This is a genomic window from Bordetella genomosp. 5 (assembly GCF_002261315.1).
Classification (GTDB): domain Bacteria; phylum Pseudomonadota; class Gammaproteobacteria; order Burkholderiales; family Burkholderiaceae_B; genus Bordetella.
On record NZ_NEVP01000010.1, the window covers coordinates 272,420 to 292,373 of the forward strand.

Genomic DNA, 19,954 nt, shown 5'->3' on the forward strand with positions numbered 1-19,954 from the left:
GGGAATCCTGCGATTCTACGCCTGCGGGCACGGCGGATCGGCATCGGCGCCCGCTTCCCGACCCAGGGACAACCCTAGGTCGGGACGGAAGCGATCACTTGCCAGTCGTCATCGTCACGCGGCGGCGCTCGCGCACGGCCTGCGCCAGACGCTCCAGCACCTGCACGGAAGCATCCCAGTCGATGCAGCCATCGGTGATGCTCTGGCCGTAGGTCAGCGGCTGGCCGGGAACCAGATCCTGGCGGCCGGCCAGCAGGTGGCTTTCGATCATGATGCCGACGATGCGGCCGTCGCCGCGCTCGAGCTGGCGGGCCACGTCGTCGGCCACCTGCGGCTGATTCTCGGGCTTCTTGCTGCTGTTGGCGTGGCTCGCGTCGATCATCAGGCGCTGCGCCAATCCCGACTTGGCGAGCTCCTGGCTGGCGGCCTCGACGCTGGCGGCATCGTAATTGGGCGTCTTGCCGCCGCGCAGAATCACGTGGCAGTCTTCATTGCCGGCCGTCGACACGATGGCCGAATGACCGCCCTTCGTCACCGACAGGAAATGATGCGGCTGCGACGCTGCCTTGATCGCATCGACGGCGATCTTGATGTTGCCGTCGGTACCGTTCTTGAAGCCCACCGGACACGACAGGCCCGAGGCCAGTTCGCGATGCACCTGGCTTTCGGTCGTGCGCGCCCCGATCGCCCCCCAGGCCACCAGATCGGCGATGTACTGCGGCGTGATCATGTCCAGATATTCGCACCCCGCCGGCACGCCTTTGTTGTTGATCTCCAGCAGCAACTCGCGCGCCACCCGAACGCCCTTGTTGATGTCGAAGCTGCCATCCAGATCGGGGTCATTGATGAGCCCCTTCCAGCCCACGGTCGTGCGCGGCTTCTCGAAGTACACGCGCATGACGATTTCGAGATCGGCCTTGAGCTTGTCGCGCAGGGGCTTGAGCCGGTCGGCATATTCCAGCGCGGCGCGGGTATCGTGAATCGAGCAGGGGCCGATGACGACGATCAGACGATCATCCATGCCGTGCAGGATCCGGTGCGAGCCCTGGCGCGCGGCGAAAACGGTTTCGGACGCGACGCGGGTGCAGGGGAATTCGCGCATCACATGCGCGGGCGGATTCAGCTCTTTGATTTCACGGATACGAAGATCGTCGGTGTTGTGCGACACGGTAAGGCTCCTGGGTGGTGAACCCGCCAGGCTGACGGCAACAAAAAAGCCGCCAGATCGCTGGCGGCTTTTTCGGGGGATTCTCTACATACTTCAGGTTGAGCGCGTCCCTTCCTCCGCCAGCGGCTTCAGAAAACCAAAAAAATAAAAATAAAAGGCGGGGGACGCGTATTTCATGGCGACAGACTCTAGCACAAAAAAAACCGCGCGTCGCGCGGTTTTTTTGAGCAGGCCGTCCCTCGGGGGGGCGGCCGCGGTGCGGGCCGGGACCGCTTATTCGGTGCCGCCGACGGTAAGACCGTCCATGCGCACGGTCGGCATGCCCACGCCCACCGGCACGCTCTGGCCTTCTTTGCCGCAGGTGCCCACGCCCGAATCCAGCGCCAGATCGTTGCCGATCATGCTGACCCGGTTCATGGCGTCCAGGCCATTGCCGATCAGGGTGGCCCCCTTCACCGGATAGGTCACCTTGCCATCTTCGATCATGTAGGCCTCGGACGCCGAAAACACGAACTTGCCGCTCGTGATGTCGACCTGGCCGCCGCCGAAATTCACCGCGTACAGGCCGCGTTTGACCGAACGCAGGATTTCTTCGGGCTCTTTGTCGCCGGCCAGCATGTAGGTGTTGGTCATGCGCGGCATGGGCAGATGCGCGAAAGACTCGCGCCGGCCGTTGCCGGTGGCGGCCGTCTTCATGAGGCGGGCGTTGAGCGTGTCCTGCATGTAGCCTCGCAGAATGCCGTCTTCGATCAGGACGTTGCGCTGCGTGGCATTGCCCTCGTCGTCGATATTGAGCGAGCCGCGGCGGCCTTCGATGGTGCCGTCGTCGATCACGGTCACGCCCTTGGACGCCACGCGCTCACCCACGCGGCCCGAGAACACACTCGAGCCCTTGCGGTTGAAATCGCCCTCCAGACCGTGGCCCACCGCCTCGTGCAGCAGAATGCCGGGCCAGCCCGAACCCAGCACGACCGTCATCTCGCCCGCGGGCGCCGGACGGGCCTCGAGGTTGATCATGGCTTCGTGCACCGCGCGCTCGACATAGCCGCGCATGATGTCGTCGGTGAAATAGGCCAGACCGGTGCGTCCGCCGCCACCCGCATGACCCATCTCGCGCCGGCCGTTGCGCTCCACGATCACCGTAAGCGAAAGGCGCACCAGGGGCCGCACATCGGCGGCAAGGCGGCCGTCGCTGCCCGCGATCAGGACCACGTCGTATTCGGCGCCGAGGCCGGCCATCACCTGGATCACATGCGGATCCTGGGCGCGCGCCATGCGTTCGATGCGCTCGAGCAGCGCGACCTTGTCGGGGGCCGACAGCGTGGTGAGCGGATCGACATCGTCATACAGACGCCGCGCGTCGTCGACGGGCCGGTGGGCCGCCACCTTGACGCGGCCGGCGCCGCGGCGCGCGATGCCGCGCACCGTCTGGGCGGCCGACATCAGCGCCTGTTGCGACAGCGAATCGGAATAGGCGAAGGCGGTTTTTTCGCCGCTCACGGCCCGCACGCCCACGCCCTGTCCGATCGAGAAGCTGCCGGTCTTGACGATGCCCTCTTCCAGGCTCCAGCCTTCGCTGCGCGTGTACTGGAAATACAGGTCGGCGTAGTCGACCTTGTGGGTGAAGATTTCTCCCAGCGCCCGCGCCAGGTCGGCTTCCGTGAGCCCCCAGGGGTCGAGCAACAGCGATTTGGCAGTGGCCAGGGATTGGATGGCGGGTTCGATCAGTTTCATTGGATTATCTTTCAGCCGAGAGGACTCGATGGCGCAGTGCGGGCAGGCTGGCCCGGACGTGCGCGATGCGCTCAGGCTCTATGGTACCGCCGATGACGCCCGGCCCTTCGGGCAACACATCGACGATTTCGCCCCAGGGATCCACCAGCATGGAATGGCCCCAGGTGCGCCGGCCCGTCGGGTGGGTGCCGCCCTGCGCCGGTGCCAGCACGTAGCACTGATTTTCGATGGCGCGGGTTCGCAGCAGCAATTCCCAATGCGCCTGCCCGGTCGTATACGTAAATGCGGCGGGAACCAGGATCAGGTTTACCGGTCCCATGGCACGATAGAGTTCCGGAAAACGCAGGTCATAACAAACCGATAATCCGACCTTGCCGGCCTCGGTATCGAAGGTCTGGACCTGAGCGCCCGGGCAAATTGCCCGCGCCTCGTCATAAGACTCTTCGCCCCGCTGGAAATTGAACAGATGGATTTTGTCGTAGCGCGCCGCGGGCTTGCCGTCCGGGCCGAACACCATGGTGGTATTGAAAACCCGCTGCGGTTCGGGGCTGGCCATGGGCAGGGTTCCGCCCACCAGCCAGATGCCGTGGCGCTGTGCGGTGCGGGCCAGAAATTCCTGGATCGGGCCAGCGCCGTCGGCCTCTTTGATCGCAAGTTTGTCAGTATCTTGACGGCCCATAAAACAGAAGTATTCAGGCAGAGCCACCAATTTGGCGCCGCTTTGCGCCGCTGTTTCGATCAATTGACCAGCGGTTTCGAGGTTTTCATGGAGATCGGGCGCGCTGACCATCTGGATGGCGGCAACCCGCATGGCGCTTGGCTCGGACGGAAATAGGCGGTCGGTCATTTGCTACAAATTCCTTCACAAAAGTCTAGAGACTGGTCGGAATAATTTCTGTATTATTGAAAAACAACTAAAGCATATGAAAGCAAGCCGGCGAATTTGAATCAATACCAGGAAACAAAAATCATGCCCCGTGAGACTTACGCAGCGCAGCAACTCAAGATCGAAAAGGAAATCAACAAACTCCAGAAGCGCGCCGAAGCCCTTCAGACCCGGCGCCGCAAGCCGGTGATCGCCTCGATCATCAAGTCGATGCGCGAATACAATATCACCCCCGAAGAGATCGTCGCCGCCCTGGGTTCGGCCAAAGCGCCGCGCAGTGCGCCGCGCAGCAAGAACACCTCCGGCGCGAGCTCCAGCGCCAAGCGCGCCGTGGCGCCCAAGTACCGTCACCCCAAGACGGGCGAAACCTGGAGCGGCCGTGGCAAAGCCCCGCGCTGGCTGGTGGCCGAAGAGAGCAGCGGCGCCGCCCGCGACAGCTTCCTGATCAAATGACATCGCCCGACACGATTTATTGTCGGCAAAAAAGCGCGTCTCGATGACGCGCTTTTTTTTCGCCCGCGCACTGCAATATTTCGGCGAATTGCCCAACATTTAACGGGCGGATTGATATATTTCCGCAACCCGGAACGCCGCCGTGAAATATCCGGTGATTTTCCGCAGGCGCGAGATTTTTGTCTCACCGCCAAAGTCAGTAAATCGTCAGGCAATACGGAACGCTGTGGGATTAAACAGACAGCGCCCGCCGTATTTTCACTGGTCTACCGGGAACGCCACCTGACGCTCCGCGCCGTTGTTGCCCGGGAAATTGTCGAAGATGGCACGCACCAGGTAAGGCATCGTGCGCACGAGATTGTCGCGCTCGGTGTTGATATAGGCCGACGAGCGATACACCTCGGCGCCGTTGCGCGCGTTGTCGAGGATGCGCAGGCTGAGGTGGTTGCGATAGGCCACCATCGGCACGTCGACCCACTCGGGGCCCCAGTAGCCGAAGCCGCCCCACCGCGGACCATAAAAACCGCCGTAGCCGCCGTAGAAATACGGATCGTACGCGCGGCGCACCATCACCTGGGTTTGCGCGACGCCATATTCGAACGACACGGTAAACCGCGCCGGGCCATTGCCCTGGGCTTCGACGAGGCCGGTGGCGCCGATACCGGCGCGAACGGTGTCGCGGTAAGACTGATATTCGAGATTATTGGCCTGGACCGGATCCACGGTCGCGAAGCGGTAGGTCTGCCCGGTGGCGTCCGCCGGCCACTGCTGGAAGGACGTGACCCGCGCGGCCACGGTGGGGGTGGCGCAGCCACTGATCACCGCGGCGCCCGCCAGGACGACGGACAAGCCGATCCAGCGGCACACCCGGGCGACGGCGGGGCCTGCGGCGCGTGCAATTGCGTATTTATTGAACATGTCAGCGTACATATCGGGCATCCAAAGACGAGCAGGCGAGCGCGTCTGTACAGTTGGACCGGCGCGACAGGCAAAAGTTTAACTCTTGCAATACCGTGTCCGATAGAGGATGACGGCCTGCGCCTACAATACGTCTTTGTCCTTCAGCCCTCGGGAAGCCATGCGCACTGATACGCCAGTCACCATCTATCGCAAGGACTACGTTCCGTATCCCTACACCATCGACGAAGTCGCCCTGACCTTCGATCTGGCGCCCGAGAGCACCGACGTGCACTGCGCGATGCTGGTGCGCCGCCGCGCCGACGCGCCCGCGAATGCCGCGCTCGAGCTCGATGGCGAAGACCTCGAACTGGTGTCGGTGTCGGTGGACGGCACGCCCTGGCCGGCCGAGCGCTGGAGCGTGACCGAGCGCCAGCTGGTGCTGCGCGACCTGCCCGACGAAGCGCGTGTCGAGACCCTGAGCCGCTGCCGCCCGAGCGAAAACTCCACGCTGATGGGTCTGTACGTCTCCGGCGGCAACTTCTTCACGCAGTGCGAGGCCGAGGGATTCCGCCGCATCACCTGGTTCGCCGATCGCCCGGACGTGATGTCGCGCTACCGCGTCACGCTGCGCGCCGACGAGGCCTATCCGCTGCTGCTGTCCAATGGCAACCTCATCTCGACGCAGCGCCTGCCCGACGGCCGCCACCAGGCCGACTGGGAAGACCCGTTCCCCAAGCCTTGCTATCTGTTCGCGCTGGTCGCGGGCAACCTGACCCACCGGGAGTCGAGCGTGCGCACGGCGTCCGGCCGCGAGGTGCTGCTGCAGGTCTACAGCGACCCGGGCTCCGAATCGCGTACCGAATGGGCGCTGGAGTCTCTCGAACGCGCATTGCGCTGGGACGAGACGCGCTTCGACCTGGAGCTCGACCTGGACCGCTTCATGGTGGTCGCGGTGCGTGACTTCAACATGGGGGCCATGGAGAACAAGGGCCTCAACATTTTCAATGCCGCGTATGTGCTGGCGGATCCGGACACCGCCACCGACGCCAACTACGACGGCATCGAGTCGGTCGTGGGCCACGAGTATTTCCACAACTGGACGGGCAACCGCGTCACCTGCCGCGATTGGTTCCAGCTGAGCCTCAAGGAAGGGCTCACGGTGTTCCGCGATCAGGAGTTCAGCGCCGACATGATGGCGCGCGACCTCGACGCGGCCGCCGCCGCGAGCGCGCGCGCCGTCAAACGCATCGACGACGTCGTGACGCTGCGCGCCGCGCAGTTTCCCGAGGACGCGGGTCCGATGGCGCATCCGATCCGGCCCGACAGCTACCAGGAGATCGGCAACTTCTACACCGCCACGGTGTACGAAAAAGGCGCCGAGGTCATCCGCATGCAGCACACGCTGCTGGGCGAGGCCGGGTTCCAGGCGGGCATCGCCGAGTACTTCCGCCGCCACGACGGCCAGGCCGTCACCTGCGACGACTTCGTCGACGCCATGGATTCGGTGTATCGCACCCAGCACCCCGGGCGCGACCTGACGGTGTTCCGCAACTGGTACTCGCAGGCGGGCACGCCGCGCGTGGCGGTCCAGATCGACCACGACGCGCAGGCACGCCGCGTCACGATCACGCTCACGCAGCGCTGCGCGCCGGTGGGCGTCGAGAAGCGCGCGGGCAACGGCCGCACCAAGCAACCGTTCCATATTCCTTTCGCACTCGGCCTGCTCGGGCGCGACGGCCGTGCGCTGCCGCTGCGCAGCGGCGGCCAGACCGTCGATACGGCGCTGCTCGAGCTCACCGCCGAATCGCAACAATGGACCTTCGACGATATCGACGAAGCGCCGGTGCCGTCGCTGCTGCGCGGCTTCTCGGCCCCGGTGATCGTCGAATACGACTGGACCGACGAAGAGCTGGCCCTGCTCTCGGCCCATGACAACGATCCGTTCGCCCGCTGGGAAGCCGGTCAGGAGCTCGCCACGCGCCAGATCCTCGCGCTTGCCGCTCAGCATCGCGAAGGCGCGCCGCTCGAGGTGGATGACGCCTTCTTCGAGGCATGGCGCGCCCTGCTCTCGGACCCTGAACTCGACGCCGGCTACCGCGCCCGCGCGCTGTCGCTGCCCTCCGAGAAAACGCTCGCCGAGCGCATGGAGCCGATCGACCCGCCGGCACTGGCCGCCGCGCGCGACTTTCTGCGCGCCGAGCTCGGCCGCCGGCTGGCCGCGCTGTGGCGCGCCGCGTTCGACGCCAACCAGACGCCCGGCGCGTATAGCCCGGCGCCCGGCCCCGTGGGCCGCCGCGCGCTCAAGAACCTCGCCCTGAGCCACCTGATGGCCGGTGGCATCGAGGGTGCACAGGCGCTGGCCCAGACCCAATACGACCAGGCCGGCAACATGACCGACAGCCTGGCCGCCCTCTCCTCGCTCGTGAATTACGCCGACGAAAAGGCGGCCGCGGCTGCGCTGGCTCACTTCTATCAGCGCTGGGAAAAAGACCCGCTGGTGGTCGACAAGTGGTTTGCGCTGCAAGCCACCGCCCGTGGCGCCGGCGTCGCGCAGATCCGTGCGCTGATGCAGCACCCGGCCTTCACGCTGCGCAACCCGAATCGCGCGCGCGCCCTGATCTTCCAGTTCTGCCTGAACAACGCCCGCGGCATGCACCACACGGACGCGAGCGGCTACGGCTTCTGGGCGGATCAAGTGCTCGCGCTCGACGCGCTCAATCCGGAAATCGCGGCGCGGCTGGCCCGCGCCCTGGACAACTGGTCCCGCTTCATCCCCGCGCTGCGCGCGCCGATGCAGAAGGCGCTCGAACGCGTTCGCCAGCATCCGGACCTCTCGCGCAACGTACAGGAAATCGTCTCGAAAGCATTGGAATTCGCCGCATAGGAGGCTCATTTGAAACGCAAAACCCTGACTCAATACCTGGTCGAGCAACAGCGCTCGGCCGAGGCCATCGCACCCGAAGTGCGACTGCTCATCGAAGTGGTCGCGCGTGCGTGCAAGGCCATCAGCCACGCCGTCAGCAAGGGCGCGCTGGGCGGTGTGCTCGGCAGCCTCGATAGCGAAAACGTGCAAGGCGAAGTGCAGAAGAAGCTGGACGTCATGTCCAACGAGATCCTGCTCGAAGCCAATGAATGGGGCGGCCACCTCGCCGCCATGGCGTCGGAAGAGATGGAAACGATCCATCCGATTCCCAACCGCTATCCCAAGGGCGAATACCTGCTGTTGTTCGATCCCCTCGACGGCTCGTCGAACATCGACGTGAACGTGTCGATCGGCACAATCTTCTCGGTGCTGCGCGCGCCGCACCACGTCGCGGGCGCCCCCGTGACCGAACAGGATTTCCTGCAGCCCGGCAGCCAGCAGGTCGTGGCCGGCTACGCCGTGTACGGCCCGCAGACCATGCTGGTCCTCACCGTGGGCCATGGCGTGGTGGGCTTCACGCTCGATCGCGAAATGGGTTCGTGGGTGCTGACGCACGACAACATGCGCATCCCCGCCGACACCAAGGAATTCGCCATCAACATGTCGAACATGCGCCACTGGGCTCCCCCGGTCAAACGCTATATCGACGAGTGCCTGGCCGGTGTCACCGGCCCGCTGGCCAAGGACTACAACATGCGCTGGATCGCCTCGATGGTGGCCGACGTGCATCGCATCCTGACCCGCGGCGGTGTGTTCATGTATCCCTGGGATGCGCGCGAACCGGGCAAGGCGGGCAAGCTGCGCCTGATGTACGAAGCCAATCCGATGAGCTTCATCGTCGAACAGGCAGGCGGCGCCTCGATCAACGGCGTGGAACGCATCCTCGACATCAAGCCGGACCAGCTGCACCAGCGCGTGAGCGTGATCCTGGGCTCGAAGAACGAAGTCGAGCGCGTCGGACGCTATCACCAGGAGGCCGCGGCGGGCTGACGTCCTTCCGCTGCTCGAACGAAAAGGCCGTACCCGCGCAAGCCGGTACGGCCTTTTCAATGAAAACCGCCCGCCGCTGGCGCCCCCTGGGGGCCGTCATCGGCGGGCGGATCGCAATCACCCGGCCATCAGCGATGGCCCGCGATCACTTGACCTGTTCCATGGTCTTCACGTCGTCCTTGTTCATCTGGACCTTCTTGCCGTCCTTCTCGTACTCGTACATACCGGTCTTCTTGTTGTAATCGGGCTCGTCCGACGTCATGACCTGACTTCCGTCACGCTTTTCCACGACGGTGGGCGACGAGCAGCCGGCCATCACGCCGACACCGGTCAGGACAAGGGCTAGCGTCATGTTCTTGAAGCGCATGGGCGTTCTCCGTTTGTCTTAAGGTGAATTCACTGTACCTGCGCGAAGCCGCCTTGCCGGTGACGGGTTGTGGTCAAAGTGCATGGGTCTGTATCCGCCGCTACAGATCCCGGCGAAAACGTAACAAGCATGAAAAAACCCCACCCGGCACGCGTCCGGATGGGGCCTCCGCGCAACGCGCGGCGCTCAGATCTTGGCGTTGGCCTCGATAAAAGCGCGCACATCCGCCTGCGTGCAGTCCATGACGGTGACACGCTGCGGCAGCGATTCGAGGTCGGCCAGTGCCAGCGGCGGCGGGACGGGATGCCCCAGCGCGGCCTCGATGGTGTCGGAGAACTTGGCCGGCAACGCGGTCTCGAGCACCAGCATGGGCACGCCCGGCTCGAGGAAATCGCGCGCGACCTTCACGCCGTCCGCCGTGTGCGGATCGATCAGGACGCCGCTCTCCTCGTACACCTGCCGGATCGTGGCCAGGCGGTCGTCGTGGTTGCTCACGCCGGACACGAAGCCATACTGGCGTTCGAAGTCGGGCTGACGCTCCGACAGATCGAAGCTGCCCTGCTCGGCGAGCTGGGCCCAGAGCGCCTTGACGCGGTCGGCGTCGCGGCCGACCAGCTCGAACACGAAGCGCTCGAAATTGGAGGCGCGCGAAATGTCCATCGACGGGCTGGAGGTCGCGTAGGTGTGCTGCGGCCCGCGCGGACGATAGATGCCGGTGCGGAAGAACTCTTCGAGCACGTTGTTTTCGTTGGTGGCGAGCACCAGGCGGCGCACCGGCAGACCCATGCTGCGGGCGATGTGGCCCGACAGGATGTTGCCGAAGTTGCCGGACGGCACCGCGAAGGAGACTTCCTTCGCACCGCCCTCGTCGGTCGCGCGCAGCCAGCCGTGGAAGTAGTACACCACCTGTGCCGCGATGCGGGCCCAGTTGATGGAATTGACGGCGCCCAGGCGGTAGCGGTTCTTGAAGTCCAGATCGCCGGCCAAAGCCTTGACGATGTCCTGGGCCTCGTCGAACACGCCGCGCACCGCGATGTTGTGGATGTTTTCGTCTTGCAGCGAATACATCTGCGCGCGCTGGAACGTGCTCATGCGGCCGTGGGGCGACAGCATGAACACGGCCACGCCCTTCTTGCCGCGCAGCGCGTACTCGGCAGCGGAGCCGGTGTCGCCGGACGTGGCGCCCACGATGTTGAGCGTGGTGTTGCGCTCGGTGAGCACGTATTCGAAAACCTGGCCCAGGAACTGCATGGCCATGTCCTTGAATGCCAGCGTCGGGCCTTCGGACAGGCCCAGCAGCTTGAGCTCGCCGCCCAGCGGCCGCAACGGCACGATGTCTTCGCTCGAAAACACCTGTTCGTTGTAGGCGGCCGCGGTCAGGCGGCGCAGCACGTCGGCCGGGATGTCGGTCGCGAAGAGCGACAACACCTCGTAGGCGAGCCCGGCGTAATCCAGGCCGCGCCAGGATTCAAGCGTGGCGGCGTCGACGCGGGGCAGGGTCTCGGGAATCGCCAGCCCGCCGTCGGGCGCGAGGCCCTCGAGCAGGATGTCGGAGAACGCTTGCGGGGCCATGCCGCCACGGGTCGAAACGTACTTCATGTGAGGTTTTCCATGCGCAGTCGGGTCACCTTGGAGCGCACGAACGACAGGGATTCGATGCGCTCGATGGCCTGGTTGACGTTGCCCTCGACGGCCTGATGGGTCAGGAAGATGATGTCGGCGCCGCCGATGTGCGACGGTTGCTGGATCATCGACCCGATCGAGATGCCGCGATCGGCCAGGATGCGCGCGATGTCGGCCAGCACACCGGGCTGGTCGTCGACGCGCAGGCGCAGGTAGTAAGAGGTGCTCACCTGCTCGATCGGCAGGATCGCCAGGTCGGACATCGCATCGGGCTGGAAGGCCAGGTGCGGTACGCGATTACCCGGGTCCGCGGTATGCAGGCGGGTCACGTCGACCAGGTCGGCCACCACGGCCGAGGCGGTGGGTTCTTCACCGGCGCCTTGACCATAGTACAACGTCGGGCCGACGGCGTCGCCGCGCACCAGCACAGCGTTCATCGCGCCTTCGACATTGGCCAGCAGACGCTCGGCCGGCACCAGCGCGGGGTGCACGCGCAGCTCGATGCCTTCGGCACGGCGCTTGGTGATGCCCAGCAGCTTGATGCGGTAGCCGAGCTTCTCGGCGTGCGCGATGTCTTCCTGGGCCAGTTGCGAGATGCCCTCGATGTGGGCCTTGTCGAACTGCACCGGCACGCCGAAGGCGAGCGAGGCCAGCAGCGTGAGCTTGTGCGCGGCATCCACGCCTTCGACGTCGAAGGTGGGATCGGCCTCGGCGTAGCCCAGGCGCTGGGCCTCGGCCAGCACCTCGGCGAACGGCAGGCCGCGCGAGCGCATCTCGGAGAGGATGAAGTTGGTGGTGCCGTTGATAATGCCGGCCACCCACTCGATCCGGTTGGCCGTCAGGCCTTCGCGGATCGCCTTGATGATGGGAATGCCACCCGCCACCGCGGCCTCGAAGGCCACCATCACGCCACGCTCGGAAGCCGCGGCGAAGATCTCGTTGCCGTGCTTGGCCAGCAACGCCTTGTTGGCGGTGACCACGTGCTTGCCCTGGGCAATGGCTTCGAGCACCAGTTCGCGGGCCACGGTATCGCCGCCGATCAGCTCGACCACGATATCGATGTCCGGATCGCGCACCAGCGCGTTGACGTCGGTGGAGATATCGATGCCCTCGCCCACGCGCGCGCGGGCCTTGGCCACGTCACGCACCGCGATGCGGCTGACTTCGATGCGCCGTCCGGCGCGACGTGCGATTTCTTCGGCGTTGCGGGACAGCACACTCCAGGTGCCGCCACCGACCACGCCCAGGCCCAACAGGCCGACCTTCATGGGATTCATTTCAGCAAACCGTCCTTGCGGAACATATCTTTGATGCCGCGCACCGCCTGGCGGGTGCGCTGCTCGTTTTCGATAAGAGCGAAGCGCACGTATTCGTCGCCATACTCGCCGAAGCCGATCCCGGGGGACACGGCGACCTTCGCATCCGACAGGACACGCTTGGAGAATTCCAAAGAGCCCATTGCCCTGTAGGGCTCTGGGATCTGCGCCCATATGTACATCGACGCCTTCGGGATTTCCACATTCCAGCCTGCTTCGTGCAGACCGCGCGCCAGCACATCACGCCGGCGCTGATACTGGGCCACGATCTCGTTCACGCAATCCTGCGGACCGTCCAGCGCGGCAATCGATGCCACCTGAATCGGCGTGAACGTACCGTAGTCGTGATAACTCTTGATGCGTGCGAGCGCGCCCACCAGCTCGCGGTTGCCCACCATGTAGCCGATGCGCCAGCCCGCCATGTTGTAGCTCTTGCTCATCGTGAAGAACTCTACGGCGACATCGCGCGCGCCCGGCACCTGCATGATGGAAGGCGCCACGTAGCCGTCGAAACAGATGTCGGCGTAGGCCAGATCGTGCACGACCAGAATGTCGTGCTCCTTGGCGAGGGCGACTACGCGCTCGAAGAACGACAGGTCGACGCACTGCGCCGTGGGATTGCTCGGGAAGCCCAGGATCATCATCTTGGGCTTGGGAATCGACTCGCGCACCGCACGCTCGATCTCTTCGAAGAAATCGATGCCGGGCGTCATGGGCACGGAGCGGATGTTGGCGCCGGCGATCACGGCGCCGTAGATATGGATGGGGTAGCTCGGGTTCGGCACCAGCACGGTGTCGCCGCGATCGAGCGTCGCCAGCATCAAGTGAGCCAGGCCTTCCTTGGAGCCGATCGTGACGATGGCTTCGGAATCCGGATCGAACTCGACGGCGTAGCGGCGCTGATACCAGTCGCAGATGGCCTTGCGCAGACGCGGGATGCCCTTGGACACCGAGTAGCCGTGCGTGGTCTCGCGGCTCGAGGCCTCGACCAGCTTGTCGACGATGTGCTTGGGCGTGGCGCCGTCCGGGTTGCCCATCGACATGTCGATGATGTCTTCGCCCCGACGCCGGGCCGCCATCTTGAGCTCGCCAGTAATGTTGAAAACGTACGGGGGCAGGCGCTCGATGCGAGAGAACTTCCTCATGGGAATGATCCTAAATGGCGAGGGGATGAGACGGTGTCGGAACCCGGGGGGCACGCGTGGCGCGGCGTCGGGCATGGTTCTTGCGCGATTGCGGCGCAACAAAACCTTGTAATCTAGCGCAAGCGTGCCCGTCCGGCAAATGGGCCGCGCTGTGTCCCCGGCGCCCCCGTGATTCCCCTGCAACATACCGTCACGGCGATGCGCTATCATCGGACCCGTATAAGCCGGAGTATTTATTGAAGCTGCATACTGATCCTGCGTCGGCCCTGAACACGGTCACCGCCTATGGCGAGGGCTATATCGAGGTCAACCAGGCAAGATTTTCTCACGCGGTCGCCTTTGGCCCCGAAGGCGACGTCACCGAATGGCCGGTCCGAGTCGCGACCGACATCACCGCCGCCCTGCTTCAGCAGGCCGCCGGCCTGGCAGCCCCCGCCCGCGATCCCCTGGCCTTTCTCGACGAACCCGAGAGCACCACGCTCACGCGCTCGCCCGATTCGCCCGAAGTCCTGATCGTGGGCACCGGTTTGCGCCAACGCATGCTGCCTCCCGAAGTCCTGCGCCCGCTGCTCATGGCCGGCGTCGGCGTCGAGGTGATGGACACCCAGGCGGCCGCCCGTACCTACAACATCCTTATGGCGGAAGGCCGGCGCGTGGTCGTCGCCCTGCTGCCCACCGACGAGATCTCTCCATGAGCGCAACCATCGGCAAGCCCGCCCCTCTGTTCACGGCTGAAAGCACGATCGGCCCGGTCAGTCTGGAACAGTGCCAGGGCCGCGCGGTCGTGCTGTATTTCTACCCGAAGGACAACACCCCGGGCTGCACGACCGAGAGCCAGGATTTCCGCGACATGCACGACGAGTTCCTCGGCGCCAGCACCATCGTGCTGGGCATTTCGCGCGATTCGCTCAAGTCTCACGAGAACTTCAAAACCAAGTTCGAACTTCCCTTCCCCCTCATCTCCGACGCCGACGAAACCGTGTGCAATCTGTACGGCGTCATCAAGCAGAAGAATATGTATGGCAAACAGGTGCGTGGCATCGAACGCAGCACTTTCTTGATCGATGCCTACGGTGTGCTGGTGCAGGAGTGGCGCGGGGTGAAGGTGCCCGGCCACGCCAAGGAAGTCCTGCAGGCCGCCAAGAGCATCGGCTAGCCTCATATATCGGTTATGTCAGGCATTCAGCCGGCTTACACAGGAGATTGACCCTTATGCCGCTTCCGAAGTTGCCTACCCGACCCGCAGCGATCCTGACCTTTCCTTCTGGAGAGGCCGCCCGGGCCAAGCCCCGGGGGGACGCCAGCGCCGACCTCGACGACGAGGATCTGCTGGTTCAGCCCGAACTCGAAGGATTGACCGCACCAGGCCGCAAAGAAGCCCCTGAGCCGCAGGCCAAAGCCCCTGCAGCCGTTCCTGCCAAACCCGCGCCGGCGGCCAAGACCGCCAAGCCTCCCCGCACCGCCAGCACACCGCGCAAGACGCACGCCCCGGCGTCCGGCGAGCCGCGCAAGCTGTTCGTGCTCGACACCAACGTGCTGCTGCACGATCCCACGTCGATCTTCCGCTTCGAAGAACACGACATCTTCCTGCCCATGATGACGCTCGAAGAGCTGGATCATCAGAAAAAGGGCATGTCGGAAGTGGCGCGCAACGCCCGCCAGGTCAGCCGTTCGCTCGACGCCCTGGTGCAGGACGGCGCGCAGCTCGACGAGGGTCTGGCGCTCGACAAGCTGGGCAACAAGGACGCCACCGGGCGCCTGATGTTCCAGACCACGGCCATCCACAGCACGCTGCCGTCGGACCTGCCCATGGGCAAGGCCGACAACCAGATCCTGGGGGTGGTGCGCGCGCTCCAGGAAAAGTACGCCGACCGCGAGGTGGTGCTGGTGTCGAAAGACATCAACATGCGCCTGAAGGCCCGCGCGCTGGGCATGGCGGCCGAAGACTATTACAACGATCACGTCCTCGAAGACTCCGACCTGATGTACTCGGGCGTGATGCAGCTGCCCGAAGACTTCTGGAACAAGCACGGCAAGGACGTCGAATCGTGGCAACAGGGCGGCACGACGTTCTACCGCATCCGCGGCCCGCTGTGTGCGCAGTTCGTGGTGAACCAGTTCGTCTTCTTCGAAGGCCAGATGCCGCTGTACGCGCAGGTGCGCGAGGTCAGCGGCAAGACCGCCGTCCTGGCCACGCTGCGTGACTACACCCACGGCAAGAACAACGTCTGGGGCATCACCGCCCGCAACCGCGAGCAGAATTTCGCGCTCAACCTGCTGATGAATCCCGAATGCGATTTCGTGTCGCTGCTGGGACAGGCCGGTACCGGCAAGACGCTGCTCGCGCTGGCGGCCGGCATCACCCAGGTGCTCGAGACCAAGCGCTACACCGAGATCATCATGACCCGCGTCACGGTGCCGGTGGGCGAAGACATCGGCTTCCTGCCGGGTACCGAAGAAGAGAAGATGCTGCCCTGGATGGGCGCGCTCGAGGACAACCTCGACGTGCTCAACATGGGCGATGGCGAAGGCGGGGCCGATTGGGGTCGCGCCGCCACCATGGACCTGATCCGCTCGCGCATCAAGGTCAAGTCGCTGAACTTCATGCGCGGCCGCACCTTCCTCAACAAGTACCTCATCATCGACGAGGCGCAGAACCTCACGCCCAAGCAAATGAAGACGCTGATCACGCGTGCCGGCCCCGGCACCAAGGTGGTCTGCCTCGGCAACGTCGCCCAGATCGACACGCCCTACCTCACCGAGGGCAGCTCGGGCCTGACCTTCGTGGTCGACCGCTTCAAGGGCTGGCCGCATTCGGGCCATGTCACGTTGCAGCGGGGCGAGCGTTCGCGTCTGGCCGACTACGCCGGCGACGTGCTCTGACCCCACGCCGCGTCATCGCGCCATCCCCGACCCGCGCTTCGGCGCGGGTTTTTTCTGGCTCGGTGTAGCATCCTATATTGTCACGGTTACGCCTGCCGCTCCTCCCGCCCCTCCATGACCGAATCCGCTCCCGCTTCCTCCGCCCTGCCCGTGGGCATCACCATGGGCGATGCCGCCGGCATCGGCCCGGAGATCATCGTCAAGGCCTGCGCCCAGGGCTTGGGCGCGCCGGTGGTGGTCTACGGCGATGCCGGGGTGCTGCGCCGGACGATCGAGGCGCTGGGCGCAAGGCTGGCGGTCCGCGAGATCGACGACGCGCGCGAGGCCCGGCCGGACGCCGGAAGCATCGACGTGGTCCGCACCGTCGCGCCGCTGGCGGCCGACCTGCCCTTGGGCAAGGTCAACGCCGCCGCCGGCCAGGCCGCCTACGACTATCTCTGCGCGGCCATCGACGCGGCGCAGGCCGGCACGATCCGGGCGATCGTGACCGCGCCCCTGAACAAGCACTCGATGCACCTGGCCGGCATCGACCAGCCGGGTCACACCGAAATCCTGGCCGAGCGCTCACAGACCCGCCAGTTCGCCATGATGCTGGCCAACGACGAGCTGCGCGTGCTGCTGGTCACGATTCACGTCGCGCTCGCCGACGTGATGGCGCTCATCACGCCCGAGTCCGAGCTGGGCGCGATCCGGCTGGCCGATCGCGCCTGCCGCCAGATGGGCATCGCCCGTCCCCGCGTGGCCGTGGCCGGCCTGAATCCGCATGCCGGCGAAGACGGCAAGTTCGGCCGCGAAGACATCGATATCATCGCGCCGGCCGTGGCGCAGGCGCGGGCCGAGGGCCTGGATGCCTCCGGCCCCTGGCCCGGCGACACCATTTTCATGCGGGCACGCCGCGGCGAGTTCGATATCGTGGTCGCCCAGTACCATGACCAGGGCCTGATCCCGGTCAAGTATCTGGGCATCGACCACGGTGTCAACGTCACCGTCGGCCTGCCCTTCGTGCGCACGAGCGTCGATCACGGCACCGCCTTCGACATCGCCGGCCAGGGCATCGCCGATCCGGCGTCGCTGGTGGCCGCGTTCGACCTGGCCCTGTCCATGACGCCCTGAGCCTCACCCCCGACTTCAGAACATTCATCACCATGTCCAGTCTCATCGTTCACGGCGGCACCCCGCTACGCGGCGAAATCCATCCGTCGGCCAACAAGAACGCGGTGCTGCCGATCCTGTGCGCCACCCTGCTCACCGATGCGCCGCTGCGGCTGCATGGCGTGCCCGACATCACCGACGTGCGCAAGATTCTCGAGATCTTCCGCACGCTGGGCAGCGACGTGAAGCTCGACCCCGTCACGCGCACGCTGGATCTGCACCATCACGCCACCACGTTCGACGCCAGCCGCCATCGCCTGCCGGAGGAGATGCGCTCCTCCATCATGCTGGTGCCGCCGCTGCTCGCCCGCTTCGGCGTGGCGCGCCTCGAAGACAACGTCAAGGGCTGCACGCTGGGCGTGCGCGAGATCGATCCGCACGTCGAAGTGTTCCGCCGTTTCGGCGGTGAAGTCGAGCGCGCCGAAGGCTCGTTGCTGGTGCGCGGCGCGCGCCTCACGCCCACCGATCACTGGCTCGACTACGCCTCCGTCACCACCACCGAAAACTTCGTGCTGTGCGCGGCCGCCGCGAGCGGCGCGTCCACGCTCACGAACGCCGCCTCCGAGCCCCACGTGCAGGAGTTCTGCCGCTTCATGACGCTCATCGGCGTGCGCATCGAAGGCCTGGGCACCTCGCGCCTCACGGTGCATGGCGGCCAGCCCTTCAAGGGCGGAGAGTTCCGCTTCGCCGAAGACTTCCACGAGATCACCACCTTCCTGGCGCTGGGCGCGATCACCGGCGGCGACGTCGTCGTGCGCAACACCACGCCCGAAGACTTCCCGCTGATCGATCGCACGTTCGCCAAGTTCGGCGTGAAGATCGTCCACGAAAACGGCTGGTCGCGCGCGCTGCGCGATGGCCCGCTCAAGGTGCAGACGCCGTTCACGAGCAACGTGCTGACCAAGGTCGAGGCGGCGCCGTGGCCGTACGTGCCGGTCGATCTGCTGCCCATCTTCATTGCGCTGGGCGTGCGGGCACAGGGCAACGCGATGTTCTGGAACAAGGTCTACGACGGCGCGCTGGGCTGGTCCACCGAGCTCGGCAAGTTCGGCGCTCACGTGTTCCAGTCGGATCCGCATCGCCTGATCACGTTCGGCGGCGGGCCGCTCACGCCCGCGGTGGTCGAAAGCCCCTACATCATTCGCGTGGCCATCGCGCTGTTCATGGTGGCGGCCAGCATCAGCGGGCGATCGGAGATCCGCTATGCCGCCCCGATCCGCCGCGCCCACCCGCACTTCGTCGAAAACCTCCGGGCACTCGGCGCGGATGTGGAGTGGACGGCCGAAGACTGACGCCTCCTGTCATCGTGCGGGCGCCGTGGCGCGCCCGCACGATGTCCGCCTGTCCGCAGACCTGAATACAAACTGACCGACAGACCTTGCAACGAGGTCTACAATAGCGGCGCTTCATCGGTCCAACCTCACGCTTGCCCCATGTCCCGCCTCGCCCGCTTTCTGCCCGACCGCTTCACCCTGCTCCTCGTCACCACCGTCATCATCGCCAGCCTGCTGCCCGCGCACGGCCAGGGCATCGAGATCTTCGGATGGATCACCAATATCGCGGTCGCCCTGCTGTTCTTCCTGCACGGCGCACGACTCTCGCGCGACGCCATCGTCGCCGGCGTCACGCACTGGCGGCTGCACCTGACGATCTTCTCGGCGACGTTCCTGATGTTTCCGTTGCTGGGCGTGGCGCTCAAGCCCGTGCTCGAGCCGCTCGTGACGCCCGAGCTCTATCTCGGCATCCTGTTCCTGTGCTGCCTGCCGGCCACGGTGCAATCCGCGATCGCCTTCACCTCGATGGCGCGCGGCAACGTGCCGGCCGCGGTCTGCAGTGCGTCGGCCTCGAGCCTGCTCGGCATCTTCATCACGCCGCTGCTCGTGGGCACGGTGGTCGCCAGCACGGCAGCCGCGCCGATCTCCTTCGATGCCGTCGGCAAGATCATGCTGCAGCTGCTGCTGCCCTTCGTGCTGGGCCAGCTGCTGCGCCCCTGGATCGGCGCCTGGGTCCACCGCCGCAAGTCGATGCTGAAATGGGTCGACCAGGGCTCGATCCTGCTGGTGGTGTACACGGCGTTCTCCGAGGCCGTGAACGAAGGCCTGTGGCAGAACACGCCCGTGCCCGCCCTGCTCGGTCTGCTGGCTTGCTGCGCCATCATCCTGGCGCTGGCGCTGCTGGGCTCGCAACTGATGGGCAAGCTGTTCGGCTTCGACGTCGCCGATCGCATCACCCTGCTCTTCTGCGGCTCCAAGAAGAGCCTGGCGAGCGGCATTCCGATGGCCCAGGTCATCTTCGCCGGCCAGGCCGTCGGCGCCATCGTGCTGCCGTTGATGCTGTTTCACCAGATCCAGCTGATGGTGTGCGCGGTGCTCGCCTCGCGCTACGCGCGCCGCCCGGAGTGACATCTCCGGCGC

17 protein-coding genes are annotated in these 19,954 nt (G+C 65.4%); 9 read left to right on the forward strand and 8 right to left on the reverse strand.

Annotated elements, in window-relative coordinates; genetic code table 11:
• Positions 1 to 94: 94 nt before the first annotated feature.
• The 3 genes from aroG to CAL25_RS16710 all read right to left on the reverse strand — a co-directional run bounded on the left by aroG (position 95) and on the right by CAL25_RS16710 (position 3,749).
• A complete protein-coding gene (aroG, locus tag CAL25_RS16700; RefSeq protein WP_094802025.1) occupies positions 95 to 1,168 on the reverse strand; it encodes a 3-deoxy-7-phosphoheptulonate synthase AroG in 1,074 nt (357 codons plus the stop codon).
• 273 nt (positions 1,169 to 1,441) lie between these two features.
• Positions 1,442 to 2,902 (reverse strand): metalloprotease TldD, encoded by a 1,461-nt coding sequence (gene tldD, locus CAL25_RS16705; protein WP_094802027.1) that lies wholly within the window; start codon positions 2,900 to 2,902, stop codon positions 1,442 to 1,444.
• Positions 2,903 to 2,906: 4 nt separating this feature from the next.
• Complete coding sequence (locus tag CAL25_RS16710) at positions 2,907 to 3,749, reverse strand: carbon-nitrogen hydrolase family protein (protein ID WP_094802029.1); 843 nt, start codon at positions 3,747 to 3,749, stop codon at positions 2,907 to 2,909.
• A gap of 123 nt (positions 3,750 to 3,872) precedes the next feature.
• On the opposite strand from CAL25_RS16710, the gene CAL25_RS16715 reads away from it, so the two are divergent.
• Positions 3,873 to 4,241, forward strand: coding sequence for an H-NS family nucleoid-associated regulatory protein (locus CAL25_RS16715; RefSeq protein WP_094802031.1), 369 nt, complete (start codon positions 3,873 to 3,875; stop codon positions 4,239 to 4,241).
• 258 nt (positions 4,242 to 4,499) lie between these two features.
• Here the strand turns inward: CAL25_RS16715 and CAL25_RS16720 are convergent, their stop codons facing one another.
• On the reverse strand, positions 4,500 to 5,159 hold the full coding sequence (locus CAL25_RS16720) for a DUF4136 domain-containing protein (protein ID WP_094802230.1): 660 nt from the start codon (positions 5,157 to 5,159) through the stop codon (positions 4,500 to 4,502).
• Positions 5,160 to 5,319: 160 nt separating this feature from the next.
• Here CAL25_RS16720 and pepN point away from each other — a divergent pair, with 160 nt between their 5' ends.
• Together pepN and CAL25_RS16730 are read left to right on the forward strand one after the other, a co-directional pair.
• The gene (gene pepN, locus CAL25_RS16725; protein ID WP_094802033.1) at positions 5,320 to 8,025 is read left to right on the forward strand and encodes an aminopeptidase N; all 2,706 of its coding nucleotides are present in this window, start codon (positions 5,320 to 5,322) and stop codon (positions 8,023 to 8,025) included.
• 9 nt (positions 8,026 to 8,034) lie between these two features.
• Positions 8,035 to 9,054, forward strand: coding sequence for a class 1 fructose-bisphosphatase (locus CAL25_RS16730; RefSeq protein ID WP_094802035.1), 1,020 nt, complete (start codon positions 8,035 to 8,037; stop codon positions 9,052 to 9,054).
• Positions 9,055 to 9,199: 145 nt separating this feature from the next.
• Here CAL25_RS16730 and CAL25_RS16735 read toward each other — a convergent pair whose 3' ends face one another.
• From CAL25_RS16735 to alaC, 4 genes are all read right to left on the reverse strand, one after another.
• The gene (locus CAL25_RS16735; protein WP_094802037.1) at positions 9,200 to 9,421 is read right to left on the reverse strand and encodes a YgdI/YgdR family lipoprotein; all 222 of its coding nucleotides are present in this window, start codon (positions 9,419 to 9,421) and stop codon (positions 9,200 to 9,202) included.
• 186 nt (positions 9,422 to 9,607) lie between these two features.
• Positions 9,608 to 11,020, reverse strand: coding sequence for a threonine synthase (thrC, locus tag CAL25_RS16740; protein ID WP_094802039.1), 1,413 nt, complete (start codon positions 11,018 to 11,020; stop codon positions 9,608 to 9,610).
• Positions 11,017 to 12,321 (reverse strand): homoserine dehydrogenase, encoded by a 1,305-nt coding sequence (locus tag CAL25_RS16745; RefSeq protein WP_094802041.1) that lies wholly within the window; start codon positions 12,319 to 12,321, stop codon positions 11,017 to 11,019. The genes thrC and CAL25_RS16745 overlap by 4 nt, the downstream gene beginning before the upstream one ends.
• Positions 12,318 to 13,505: an alanine transaminase gene (gene alaC / locus CAL25_RS16750; protein WP_094802043.1), complete on the reverse strand. Its 1,188-nt coding sequence runs from the start codon at positions 13,503 to 13,505 to the stop codon at positions 12,318 to 12,320. The genes CAL25_RS16745 and alaC overlap by 4 nt, the downstream gene beginning before the upstream one ends.
• Before the next feature lie 236 nt (positions 13,506 to 13,741).
• On the opposite strand from alaC, the gene CAL25_RS16755 reads away from it, so the two are divergent.
• The 6 genes from CAL25_RS16755 to CAL25_RS16780 all read left to right on the forward strand — a co-directional run bounded on the left by CAL25_RS16755 (position 13,742) and on the right by CAL25_RS16780 (position 19,942).
• Positions 13,742 to 14,200, forward strand: coding sequence for an Mth938-like domain-containing protein (locus CAL25_RS16755; RefSeq protein WP_094802045.1), 459 nt, complete (start codon positions 13,742 to 13,744; stop codon positions 14,198 to 14,200).
• Positions 14,197 to 14,661: a peroxiredoxin gene (locus CAL25_RS16760; RefSeq protein WP_094802047.1), complete on the forward strand. Its 465-nt coding sequence runs from the start codon at positions 14,197 to 14,199 to the stop codon at positions 14,659 to 14,661. Before CAL25_RS16755 ends, CAL25_RS16760 begins: the two co-directional genes overlap by 4 nt.
• Before the next feature lie 56 nt (positions 14,662 to 14,717).
• Positions 14,718 to 16,388, forward strand: a complete 1,671-nt coding sequence (locus CAL25_RS16765) for a PhoH family protein (protein ID WP_094802049.1) — start codon at positions 14,718 to 14,720, stop codon at positions 16,386 to 16,388.
• A gap of 114 nt (positions 16,389 to 16,502) precedes the next feature.
• Positions 16,503 to 17,501: a 4-hydroxythreonine-4-phosphate dehydrogenase PdxA gene (pdxA, locus tag CAL25_RS16770; protein WP_094802051.1), complete on the forward strand. Its 999-nt coding sequence runs from the start codon at positions 16,503 to 16,505 to the stop codon at positions 17,499 to 17,501.
• 32 nt (positions 17,502 to 17,533) lie between these two features.
• Positions 17,534 to 18,832 carry a UDP-N-acetylglucosamine 1-carboxyvinyltransferase gene (locus CAL25_RS16775; protein ID WP_094802053.1) on the forward strand — a complete coding sequence of 433 codons (1,299 nt, stop codon included), beginning with the start codon at positions 17,534 to 17,536 and terminating at the stop codon, positions 18,830 to 18,832.
• A 141-nt stretch (positions 18,833 to 18,973) separates the two neighbouring features.
• Positions 18,974 to 19,942: a bile acid:sodium symporter family protein gene (locus tag CAL25_RS16780; protein WP_094802055.1), complete on the forward strand. Its 969-nt coding sequence runs from the start codon at positions 18,974 to 18,976 to the stop codon at positions 19,940 to 19,942.
• Positions 19,943 to 19,954 lie beyond the last annotated feature (12 nt).